Consider the following 11,784-nt stretch of genomic DNA (forward strand, 5'->3'; position numbering starts at 1 on the left):
GATGGTAGAGCGGCGACGGGTCGCCGTGACAGGGGGTTTGCCGAAATTGGCCGCCGACCTGCGCCGTTGCCGACCGCGCGCACAGGGGGCGCACTCGCCGAGCGCGCGCTCGGCCGTTCGCCCCCGAACGCTCAGTCGCCCAGCGGCAGTTGCTGGACCAGCAGTTTTCCGGCCATCGTCACGCCGCCGTCCATCGCGATGGCCAGTCCGTCGGCGTAGACGTGCGGTCCCTCGACGTGCGGGCCGTCGCCGTCCTCGTCCTCCTCGGAGCCGACTTCGCCCAGCAGATAAGGGATCGGGCTGTGTCCGTGAACGATCCGGGTACCGCCGTACGTATCGAGCAGGGAACGGACGGCGTCGGCTCCACCTTCGTCCCGGAAGGAGAAGCGCTTGGTGAACTTGCGGAAGAGGTCCCACACCTCGTCCGCGTCGTTGCGGGTGATCGTCTCGCGGACGGTGTCGTTGACGGCCTCGATCGAGTCGCCGTAGTCGAGGTAGGCGGTGGTGTCGGAGTGGACGAGGAGATGGCCGTCGACCTCCTCGACGGCGTCGAGCCGGGCCATCCACTGCAGGTGGTGGTCCTGCAGGCGGTCCATGTCGTTCTTCTGGCCGCCGTTGAGCAGCCAGGCGGCCTGGAAGGTGGCGGTGCCCGCGCCGGAGTTGACGGGGGTGTCGCCGAACCGCTTGGCGCCGAGCAGGAGCAGCTCGTGATTGCCCATGAGGGCCTTGCAGTAGCCGCCGGCGGCCGCGGCCTCGGCGGACAGCCGCATGACGAGGTCGATGACGCCGATGCCGTCCGGGCCGCGGTCGGTGAAGTCGCCGAGGAACCACAGCCGGGCGGTGCCCGCGCACCAGTTGCCGGCCGTGTCGATCAGGCCCTTCTCCCTGAGCGCGGCCAGCAGCTCGTCGAGGTAGCCGTGCACGTCGCCGACGACGAACAGGGGCCCCGGGCCGGCCGGGGGCTGGGGTGCGGGGGCGGGCGCCGGCTCCACGGGCAGCTGGAGGGTGTCTCCGCGCTTGATGACCGGCAGGTCGCGCTGGGTGGGCGTGTAGCCCTCGGGGTGCTCCACGGCGTCCTCCAAGGGCGGCGCGGCGTTGCCGGGATGTGTGTTCTGGTCGTACGGACCGGTCTCGTGCACATATGCGGGCACCCGGAAGTCGCGCAACGTCGCCGTCCGCTCCGCCTCCGGTCCCTGACCGGCCCCCTGAGTCATCAGACCCCTCCACCATCGCGCCGCAGCTGCACCCTGCGGGCTGCTTGGTCGAAGCCGCCCGCGGTGCCGTGCGCCCATCATAGGAATGCGGATCGAGCCGTGTGATGACCCAGGGGTGGTGAATCGGAGCAAGGGTCCAGTTCATCGCCGCTTTCGCCCCGATTGGGCCGGGCTTCTGCAGCCGGTACACACCCGGCGCACACCGCACTCATATGCGCCGGGTCCCGCCGCGGGGGCGCGGGACCGGTTTCCCGGGCGACCCCGGAGGGCCGGACGGCCCGCCCGCACGGACAGAACCGCCTCAGCACCGCCTGCGCGCCGCCTCAGCACCGCCTGCGCGCCGCCTCAGCACCGCCTGCGCGCCGCCTCAGCACCGCCTGCGCGCCGCCTCAGCACCGCCTGCGCGCCGCCTCAGCACCGCCTGCGCGCCGCCTCAGCACCGCCTGCGCGCCGCCTCAGCACCGCCTCGGCGCGCCCGTCGCGGGGCCCACGCTCCCACACGCACGCCTAGGTCCCTGCGCGCCGAGCTCTCTCCGCTCGGAGTTCCCCGCGCGCCGAGTTCCCCGCGCGCCGAGGACCCAGCGCGCCGAGGACCCAGCGCGCCCCCGCTACCCCTTCTCCGGCGTCCGCGGCGGGCTGACCGTCGTCCGGTGCGGACGTCGCTGGGAAGAGGTACGGATGATCAGTTCGGTCGGTATCACCTGTTCGACCGGCGAGTCCCCGTCCACGCCCTCGATCGCGTCGATGAGGAGCTGGACCACCGCCGTGCCGATGCGGCGGGGCTTCAAGGAGAGCGTGGTGATGGGCGGCTCGGTGCTGGCGTACACCGTGGACTCGCTGCAGCACACCAGCAGCAGGTCCTCCGGCACCCGCAGCCCGTAGCGGCGGGCGGCGGCCAGCAGATCGGTGCCGTTGGGGTCGAACAGGCCGTAGACCGCGTCGGGGCGGTCCGGGCGGGCGAGCAGCCGGTCGGCGGCGACGGCGCCCGCGCACGGATCGTGGGCGGGGTAGGCCTCGTACACCGGATCCTGCCCGACCCGCTCGCACCAGCGCAGATAGGCCGTGGTGGACAGGTGCGTGTACGTGTCCGTCGTGGTCCCCGTGAGCAGGCCGATGCGGCGGGCGCCGGCGTCGGCCAGGTGGTCGAGGATGTCGAGTACGGCGGCCTCGTGGTCGTTGTCGACCCAGGCGGTCACCGGCAGCGAGCCGACCGGGCGGCCGTCGGAGACCACGGGTAAGCCCTGGCGCACGAGCTCGCTGACCACCGGATCCTGGTCGGACGGGTCGATGACGACCGTGCCGTCCAGGGCGACGTTCGACCACACGTCGTGGCGCGAGGTCGCGGGGAGGATGACGAGCGCGTAGCCGCGGGCGAGCGCGGCCGAGGTGGCGGCACGCGCCATCTCCGCGAAGTACGCGAACTCGGTGAAGGTGAAAGGTTCATCCCCGTACGTGGTCACGGTCAGACCGATGAGGCCCGACTTGCCGGTACGGAGGGTTCGGGCTGCGGCTGAGGGCCGGTAGCCCAGTCGGTCGGCGACCTCGCGGACATGGCGTCGGGTGGCGTCGGGGAGCCTGCCCTTGCCGTTGAGGGCGTCGGAGACGGTCGTGATGGACACTCCGGCGGCGGCGGCCACGTCCCTGATGCCCGCCCGGCCCGGCCGGTTGCCTCGGCGTGAGGTTTCCGCGCGGCTCACCTGGTGCTTCCCTGCTGCTGTCATGGCGAGCCGATAGTAGGGCTCATCCGGTGGGGTAGGGCGGACGCATATGCACGCATTGACAGGCACGTTTCTGCAAGGCTGTCAGGGGCCAAATGCCTAAGAAAGCAATCCAGTTGAGCGTTCACATCCCAAGATGTGACGTGTTGGCGCGGATGAGCCTGCCAACGCACCGATGTTTCGAAGAGGTCTCAACTCACCTGCACGGGGGATGCGCGCTACGGCGTGAGCCACCGGCGCGTAGATATATGTACGGCGCGCCCCCTGACGTGTACGCCTTCGTGGGGCTTCGTCCGCAGAGGTCACGGAGATCCGTCCGCACCTGTTCGCACGCACACCAATCCTCATAAGGTGAGCAGTATTGAAGCCGGGAGCCGGTGGTGGTCACGAGGAGGACTGCGGTGAGCGAGACGAGCCCGAAGCTGCGTGCCGAGCTGGAGGGGATTCCCACCTACAAGCCGGGCAAGCCCGCCGCGGCCGGCGGTGCCGTGGCCTACAAGCTGTCCTCCAACGAGAACCCCTACCCCCCGCTGCCCGGCGTGATGGAGGCCGTGACCGCGGCGGCCGCCGCCTTCAACCGTTACCCGGACCTGGCCTGCACGGCCCTGGTGGAGGAGATCTCCGGCTGCTTCGGCGTACCCGCCTCGCACATCGCCACCGGCACCGGCTCGGTCGGTGTCGCCCAGCAGCTGGTCCAGTCGACGGCGGGCCCCGGAGACGAGGTGATCTACGCCTGGCGCTCCTTCGAGGCGTACCCGATCATCACCCGGATCAGCGGCGCGACCCCGGTGCAGGTGCCGCTCACCGACGGGGACGTGCACGACCTGGACGCGATGGCCGAGGCGATCACCGAGCGGACCCGGCTGATCTTCGTCTGCAACCCCAACAACCCGACCGGCACGGTGGTCCGCCGGGCCGAGCTGGAACGGTTCCTCGACCGGGTGCCGGGCGACGTGCTGGTCGTCCTCGACGAGGCCTACCGGGAGTTCATCCGCGACCCCGAGGTGCCGGACGGCGTCGAGCTGTACCGGAACCGGCCGAACGTGTGCGTCCTGCGGACGTTCTCGAAGGCGTACGGTCTCGCCGGGCTGCGGGTGGGCTTCGCGATCGCGCACGAGCGGGTGGCGGAGGCGCTGCGCAAGACGGCGGTGCCGTTCGGGGTGAGCCAGCTGGCGCAGGAGGCGGCGATCGCCTCGCTGCGCGCCGAGGACGCGCTGTTCGGCCGGGTCGGCTCGCTGGTGGGTGAGCGCACCCGGGTGGTCGAGGGGCTGCGTGCCCAGGGCTGGACGGTGCCCGAGAGCCAGGCCAACTTCGTGTGGCTGCGGCTGGGGGAGCGCACGGCGGCGTTCGCGGCGGCGTGCGAGCAGCACGGGGTCGTGGTCCGGCCGTTCCCCGGGGAGGGCGTCCGGGTGACGGTCGGTGAGACCGAGGCGAACGACATCTTCCTGAAGGCGGCGGAGGGCTTCCGCAAGGAGATGTAGCCGACACAGGGCGCGTTTGCGCTGTTCAGAGGCGTGTGGAGGGGGGTTCCCTGCGGTAAGGGGACCCCCTTTCCCTTGTCCCGAACGCGTTTGTCATACTAGCTTGTGAATGTGAACGCTTTCACAAGCGCTCGCTGAGCGTATGTTCCACAAGCCTGTGAGGTAAGGAGCGGCGACGTGGACCTGGCTTTGGCGCCGGAGACCCTGGCGCGCTGGCAGTTCGGCATCACGACCGTCTACCACTTCCTGTTCGTGCCCCTGACCATCTCCCTCGCGGCGCTGACCGCGGGGCTCCAGACCGCCTGGGTGCGCACGGAGAAGGAGAAGTACCTCAGGGCGACCAAGTTCTGGGGCAAGCTCTTCCTGATCAACATCGCGATGGGCGTCGTCACCGGCATCGTGCAGGAGTTCCAGTTCGGCATGAACTGGTCCGACTACTCGCGCTTCGTCGGCGACGTCTTCGGCGCCCCGCTGGCCTTCGAGTCCCTCATCGCCTTCTTCTTCGAGTCCACCTTCATCGGGCTGTGGATCTTCGGCTGGGACAGACTGCCGAAGAAGATCCACCTGGCCTGCATCTGGATGGTCTCGATCGGCACGATCCTGTCGGCCTACTTCATCCTCGCGGCCAACTCCTGGATGCAGCACCCGGTCGGCTACCGGATCAACGAGGAGAAGGGCCGCGCCGAGCTGACCGACTTCTGGGCCGTGCTCACCCAGAACACCGCGCTCAGCCAGGCCTTCCACACCCTGTCGGCGGCCTTCCTGACCGGCGGCGCCTTCATGGTCGGCATCGCCGCCTTCCACCTCTTCCGCAAGAAGCACGTCACCGTGATGAAGACCTCGCTCCGGCTGGGGCTGGTCACCGTCGTCATCGCCGGACTGCTCACCGCGGTCAGCGGCGACGTCCTCGGCAAGGTGATGTTCAAGCAGCAGCCGATGAAGATGGCCGCCGCCGAGGCGCTGTGGGACGGTGAGGCGCCCGCGCCGTTCTCGGTCTTCGCCTACGGCGACGTCGACGAGGGGCACAACAAGGTCGCGATAGAGATCCCCGGCCTGCTCTCCTTCCTCGCGAACGACGACTTCACCTCGCACGTCCCCGGCATCAACGACGTCAACAAGGCCGAGCAGGAGAAGTACGGTCCCGGTGACTACCGGCCCAACATCCCCGTCGCCTACTGGGGCTTCCGCTGGATGATCGGCTTCGGCATGGCGTCGTTCGCCATCGGCCTCGCCGGCCTCTGGCTCACCCGCAAGAAGTTCCTGCTCCCCCAGCACCTCAGGGTCGGCGACGACGAGGTGCCGCACCTGGTCCTCTTCCGCGACAAGGCCCTCAGCCCCCGGTTCTCCAGGCTGTACTGGCTGGTCGCGATCTGGACCCTCGGTTTCCCGCTGATCGCCAACTCCTGGGGCTGGATCTTCACCGAGATGGGCCGCCAGCCCTGGGTCGTCTACGGCGTCCTGCAGACCCGCGACGCGGTCTCCCCCGGTGTCTCCCAGGCCGAGGTCCTCACCTCGATGATCGTCTTCACCGCGCTGTACGCCGTCCTCGCCGTCGTCGAGGTCAAGCTGCTGGTGAAGTACGTGAAGTCCGGCCCGCCCGAGCTCACCGAGGCCGACCTGAACCCGCCCACGAAGATCGGCGGCGACTCCCGTGACGCCGACAAGCCGATGGCCTTCTCCTACTAGGCCGAGGGAGCTGCACAGTCATGGAACTGCACGACGTCTGGTTCGTCCTGATCGCCGTCCTGTGGACCGGCTACTTCTTCCTGGAGGGCTTCGACTTCGGAGTCGGCATCCTCACCAGGCTGCTGGCCCGCAACCGGCTCGAGAAGCGGGTGCTGATCAACACCATCGGCCCCGTCTGGGACGGCAACGAGGTGTGGCTGCTCACGGCCGGCGGCGCCACCTTCGCCGCCTTCCCCGAGTGGTACGCCACGCTCTTCTCCGGCTTCTACCTGCCCCTGCTGCTCATCCTGGTCTGCCTGATCGTCCGCGGCGTCGCCTTCGAGTACCGGGCGAAGCGGCCGGAGGAGAACTGGCAGCGCAACTGGGAGACCGCGATCTTCTGGACCTCGCTGCTCCCGGCGTTCCTGTGGGGCGTGGCCTTCGGCAACATCGTGCACGGCGTGAAGATCGACCGGCACTTCGAGTACGTCGGCACCGTCGGGGACCTGCTCAACCCGTACGCCCTGCTCGGCGGTCTGGTGACCCTGACGCTGTTCACCTTCCACGGGACGGTCTTCACCGCCCTCAAGACCGTCGGCGAGATCCGGGAGCGGGCCCGGAAGCTGGCCCTCTACGTCGGCCTCGCCACGGCGGTGGTCGCGCTGGTCTTCCTGTCGTGGACCCAGGCCGACAGCGGTGACGCCAAGAGCCTGGTCGCGCTGGTCGTCGCGGTCGCCGCGCTGGTCGCCGCGCTCGTGGCCAACCAGGCCGGGCGCGAGGGCTGGTCGTTCGCCTTCTCCGGCGTCACCATCGTGGCCGCCGTGGCCATGCTCTTCCTGACGCTCTTCCCGAACGTCATGCCGTCCAGCCTGAACGAGGACTGGAACCTCACGGTCACCAACGCCTCGTCCAGCCCGTACACCTTGAAGATCATGACCTGGTGCGCGGGGATCACCCTCCCGCTCGTCCTGCTGTACCAGAGCTGGACCTACTGGGTCTTCCGCAAGCGGATCGGGACCCAGCACATCGCCGCCGATGTCGCCCACTGAGGTGTGTTTCACGTGAAACCGATCGACCCGCGTCTCCTCCGCCACGCCCGGGCCACCCGGTCCTTCCTGCTGGCCGTGGTCGGCCTGGGCGCGGTCGGGGCGCTCCTGGTCATCGCCCAGGCGATGCTCGTCGCCGAGGTCGTGGTCGGAGCGTTCCAGCACGGGCTGGGCGTCTTCGGACTCCGCACCCCCCTGCTGCTGCTCGCGGGGGTCGCGGGCGGCCGTGCCCTGGTCTCCTGGCTCACCGAACTCGCCGCCCACCGGGCGAGCGCGGCGGTGAAATCGGAGCTGCGGGGGCGGCTCCTGGAGCGGGCCACCGCGCTCGGTCCCGGCTGGCTGGGCGGACAGCGCACCGGCTCCCTGACCGCCCTGGCCACCCGGGGGGTGGACGCCCTCGACGACTACTTCGCGCGCTACCTCCCCCAACTGGGGCTCGCCGTGGTCGTGCCGGTCGCGGTGCTGGCGCGGATCGTCACCGAGGACTGGGTGTCGGCGGCCATCATCGTCTGCACCCTCCCCCTGATCCCTGTCTTCATGGTGCTGATCGGCTGGGCCACCCAGTCGCGGATGGACCGTCAGTGGCGGCTGCTGTCCCGGCTGTCCGGGCATTTCCTGGACGTGGTCGCGGGGCTGCCCACGCTGAAGGTGTTCGGGCGGGCCAAGGCGCAGGCCGAGTCCATCCGGCGGATCACCGGCGAGTACCGCCGGGCGACCATGCGGACGCTGCGGATCGCCTTCATCTCGTCCTTCGCGCTGGAGCTGCTGTCGACCCTCTCGGTGGCCCTGGTCGCCGTGACGATCGGCATGCGGCTCGTGCACGGCGAGATGGACCTGTACATCGGCCTGGTCATCCTGGTTCTGGCACCCGAGGCGTATCTGCCGCTGCGGCAGGTCGGCGCGCAGTACCACGCGGCCGCCGAGGGGCTCGCGGCCGCCGAGGAGATCTTCGCCGTCCTGGAGACGCCGCTCCCGGCCCCCGGCACGGCCGAGGTCCCCGAGGGCCCGCTGGTCTTCGAGGGGGTGACCGTCCGCTACCCGGACCGCGCCGCCGACGCCCTCTCCGAGGTGTCGTTCACCGTCGCACCGGGGGAGACCGTCGCGCTGGTCGGCCCGAGCGGTGCGGGCAAGTCGACCGTGCTGCACACCCTGCTGGGCTTCGTGCGGCCCACCGGGGGCCGGGTGCGGATCGGGGGGGCCGACCTCGCCGACCTCGACCTGGAGCAGTGGCGGTCGCGCATCGCCTGGGTGCCGCAGCGCCCACACCTGTTCGCCGGGACGATCGCGGAGAACGTACGGCTGGCGCGTCCCGACGCCGACGAGGCGGCCGTACGGCGGGCGCTGGCGGACGCGGGAGCACTGGACTTCGTGGCCACGCTGCCCGAGGGCCTCGACACCGTCCTGGGCGAGGACGGCACCGGCCTGTCCGCGGGCCAGCGCCAGCGTCTCGCCCTGGCCCGCGCCTTCCTCGCCGACCGTCCCGTCCTGCTGCTCGACGAGCCGACGGCGGCGCTCGACGGCGCGACCGAGGCGGAGATCGTGACGGCCGTACGCCGGCTGGCGGCCGGCCGGACGGTCCTCCTGGTCGTCCACCGTCCCGCGCTGCTGGGGGTGGCGGACCGGATCGTCCGGCTGGCGGAGCCCGCCGGCACCGGCCCCCGCCGGTCCGCCGCACAGGTCACGGCCGCCCCCGCCCCGCCGGAGGCGCCGGCCCCCGGCACCCCGGCCGCCGCCGGGACCACCCCCGTCGCCGCCCGGCACGGGGTACTCGCCCGCGTCCGGGGCACGGCGGGCGCCCGCCGTGGCCGGCTCGCTCTCGCGCTGCTGCTGGGCGCACTGGCCCTCGGCAGTGCCGTCGGGCTGATGGCCACCTCCGGGTGGCTGATCTCACGGGCCTCGCAGCAGCCGCCGGTGCTGTACCTGATGGTGGCGGTGACGGCGACCCGCGCCTTCGGCATCGGCCGCGCGGTGTTCCGGTACGCCGAGCGGCTGGTGTCGCACGACGCCGTGCTGCGGATGCTGGCCGACACCCGGGTCGCGGTGTTCCGGCGCCTGGAGCGGCTGGCGCCCGCCGGGCTGCGCACGACCCGCCGGGGCGACCTGCTGACGCGGCTGGTCGCCGACGTGGACGCCCTCCAGGACTACTGGCTGCGCTGGCTGCTGCCCGCCGCTGCCGCCGCCGTCGTGTCGGCCGGGTCGGTGGCGTTCACGGCCTGGCTGCTGCCCGAGGCGGGCGCGGTGCTCGCCGCCGGGCTCCTCGCGGCCGGGGTGGGCGTTCCGCTGGTCACCGCGGCGGTGGCCCGCCGGGCCGAACGCCGGCTGGCCCCCGCCCGGGGCGTGCTCGCCACCCGGACGGCCGACCTGCTCACGGGCACCGCCGAACTGACCGTCGCGGGCGCCCTGCCCGCCCGCAGGGCCGGAGTGCGGGCCGCCGATGCCGTGCTCACCCGGATCGCCTCCCGGGCCGCCACGGCCACCGCCCTGGGCGACGGGCTGACCGCCCTCGTCTCGGGACTGACCGTGGCCGCCGCGGCGCTCGTGGGGGCCCAGGCGGTCGCCGCCGGGCGACTGGACGGCGTGACGATGGCGGTGGTCGTCCTGACCCCGCTGGCCGCCTTCGAGGCGGTTCTGGGGCTGCCGCTCGCCGTGCAGTACCGCCAGCGGGTCCGCAGGAGCGCCGAGCGGGTGTACGAGGTGCTGGACTCCCCCGAGCCGGTGCGCGAGCCGGAGCGGCCCCGGCAGGCGCCCGTGGCGCCGTTCCCGCTCGCCGTCAGGGGGCTGACCGCCCGGCACGCCGGGCAGGACCGGGACGCGCTCGCCGGGGTCGACCTCACGCTCGCGCAGGGGCACAGGATCGCCGTGGTGGGGCCCTCCGGCTCCGGCAAGACGACCCTCGCGCAGGTGCTGCTGCGCTTCCTGGACGCCGACGCGGGCTCGTACACCCTCGGCGGGGTGGACACGGCCGCCCTGGCCGGCGACGACGTACGCCGCCTGGTCGGGCTGTGCGCCCAGGACGCGCATCTCTTCGACAGCTCGGTGCGCGAGAACCTGCTGCTGGCGCGGAAGGGCGCGAGCGAGGACGAGCTGCGGGACGCGCTGGCGCGGGCCCGGCTGCTGGAGTGGGCGGAGGGACTGCCCGACGGGCTCGACACGCTCGTCGGCGAGCACGGGGCGCGGCTCTCCGGTGGTCAGCGGCAGCGCCTTGCGCTGGCCCGCGCGCTGCTCGCCGACTTCCCGGTGCTGGTGCTCGACGAGCCCGCCGAGCACCTCGACCTGCCGACCGCCGACGCGCTCACCGCGGACCTGCTGGCCGCGACCGAGGGCCGTACCACTCTGCTCATCACCCACCGGCTGGCCGGTCTCGGGGCGGTGGACGAGGTGGTGGTCCTCGACGCGGGCCGGATCGTGCAGCGCGGCGCGTACGCGGAACTGGCGGCCGTCGAGGGACCGTTGCGCGCGATGGCCGAGCGGGAGGCGGCGGCGGACCTGCTGGTGGGCGCGCAGCCGTCGGGTTGAGCCATCAGGGGTGAGGCGTCCCCCGGGCGTACGCCTCCGACAGGACCCGGGCGGCAGGTCGGGTCACGATCGCTGACATGCGCTCACTTCGCCGCGGTTCGAGGCTCGTCGTGGTCCTGCTGTGCGGGGCCGCCCTGCTCGCGGCACGCCCCGCTGCCGCAGACGGGGAGCCCGGCGACGGGACTGGCGCGGACTCCGGGCTCAGTACGCGGGTGGCGCGGCTGTACGAGGACGCGGCCGTGGCCACCCGGCGCTACGAGACGGGACGGCGTGCGGCGCAGGCGAAGCAGGCCGAGGTCCGGCGGCTGGAGGAACTCCTCGGCCGGGAACGCCGGGAGACCGCGGTGCTGCGCGAGGACCTGGGCCGTATCGCCCGCGCCCAGTACCGCGACGGGGGCGGGCTCCCGGTCGTCGCGCAGATGCTGCTGGCGGCCGATCCGGAGCGGCTGATGCGCGGTCAGCATCTGTTCTCCCAGGCGAACCTGGCCGTCGACAACGCGCTGGAGAAGAGCCGCCGGGCCGAGAGCCGGCTGGCCGCCGACGAGGCGCGGGCCGGCGCGGTCTGGCAGGAGGTCGAGCGCAGACGGGTCGAACTCGCCGGCCTGCGGCAGGTCATCGAGGACAGGCTGGAGCAGGCGCGGTGGGCGTTGCAGGGGCAGGCGGACGCCTCGGTGGCCGCGGGCGCCTGCCGCGGTGCCGTACGGCTCGACCAGCCGCCCGCGCGGGTCACGGGGCCCTGGGTCACCCCGGTGGAGACGTACACCTTGTCGGCGGGCTTCGGCAGCGGCGGTGACCGCTGGGCGAACCGGCACACCGGGCAGGACTTCGCGGTGCCGATCGGGACGCCGGTGCGGGCGGTCGGCGCGGGGCGCGTGGTGCGGGTGGCGTGCGGGGGAGCGTTCGGCATCCAGGTGGTGATCCGGCACGCCGACGGCTACTGCACGCAGTACGCCCATCTCGCCGCCGTGACGGTCGACCAGGGGGACCGGGTGACGGCCGGGCAGTGGATCGGCCAGTCCGGCACCTCCGGCAACTCCACCGGACCGCATCTGCACTTCGAGGCACGGGTCACGCCCGAGCTGGGCTCGTCGGTCGATCCGGTGCCGTGGCTGGCGGAACGCGGTGTGCCGGTCGCCTAGGCGGG

7 protein-coding genes are annotated in these 11,784 nt (G+C 72.2%); 5 read left to right on the plus strand and 2 right to left on the minus strand.

Annotation, left to right across the window (positions count from 1 at the left end; translation table 11 throughout):
• Window positions 1-131 precede the first annotated feature (131 nt).
• Together AQJ58_RS28945 and AQJ58_RS28950 are read right to left on the minus strand one after the other, a co-directional pair.
• On the minus strand, window positions 132-1,214 hold the full coding sequence (locus AQJ58_RS28945; protein WP_067255472.1) for a metallophosphoesterase: 1,083 nt from the start codon (window positions 1,212-1,214) through the stop codon (window positions 132-134).
• Between the two features lie 608 nt (window positions 1,215-1,822).
• Entirely contained in the window at window positions 1,823-2,935 is a 1,113-nt protein-coding gene (locus AQJ58_RS28950; protein ID WP_079079307.1) for a LacI family DNA-binding transcriptional regulator, read from the minus strand.
• Between the two features lie 398 nt (window positions 2,936-3,333).
• On the opposite strand from AQJ58_RS28950, the gene hisC reads away from it, so the two are divergent.
• From hisC to AQJ58_RS28975, 5 genes are all read left to right on the plus strand, one after another.
• Window positions 3,334-4,413, plus strand: coding sequence for a histidinol-phosphate transaminase (gene hisC / locus AQJ58_RS28955; RefSeq protein ID WP_067255475.1), 1,080 nt, complete (start codon window positions 3,334-3,336; stop codon window positions 4,411-4,413).
• A gap of 177 nt (window positions 4,414-4,590) precedes the next feature.
• Window positions 4,591-6,099, plus strand: a complete 1,509-nt coding sequence (locus tag AQJ58_RS28960) for a cytochrome ubiquinol oxidase subunit I (RefSeq protein ID WP_067255476.1) — start codon at window positions 4,591-4,593, stop codon at window positions 6,097-6,099.
• Window positions 6,100-6,119: 20 nt separating this feature from the next.
• Complete coding sequence (gene cydB / locus AQJ58_RS28965) at window positions 6,120-7,127, plus strand: cytochrome d ubiquinol oxidase subunit II (protein WP_067255478.1); 1,008 nt, start codon at window positions 6,120-6,122, stop codon at window positions 7,125-7,127.
• A 12-nt stretch (window positions 7,128-7,139) separates the two neighbouring features.
• Window positions 7,140-10,640: a thiol reductant ABC exporter subunit CydD gene (gene cydD, locus AQJ58_RS28970; RefSeq protein ID WP_067255482.1), complete on the plus strand. Its 3,501-nt coding sequence runs from the start codon at window positions 7,140-7,142 to the stop codon at window positions 10,638-10,640.
• Between the two features lie 77 nt (window positions 10,641-10,717).
• Window positions 10,718-11,779, plus strand: a complete 1,062-nt coding sequence (locus tag AQJ58_RS28975) for a M23 family metallopeptidase (RefSeq protein WP_067255484.1) — start codon at window positions 10,718-10,720, stop codon at window positions 11,777-11,779.
• The last annotated feature ends 5 nt before the right edge of the window (window positions 11,780-11,784 follow it).

The sequence above is a fragment of the Streptomyces sp. DSM 15324 genome (assembly GCF_001514285.1).
In the GTDB taxonomy this organism is placed as follows: Bacteria; Actinomycetota; Actinomycetes; order Streptomycetales; family Streptomycetaceae; genus Streptomyces.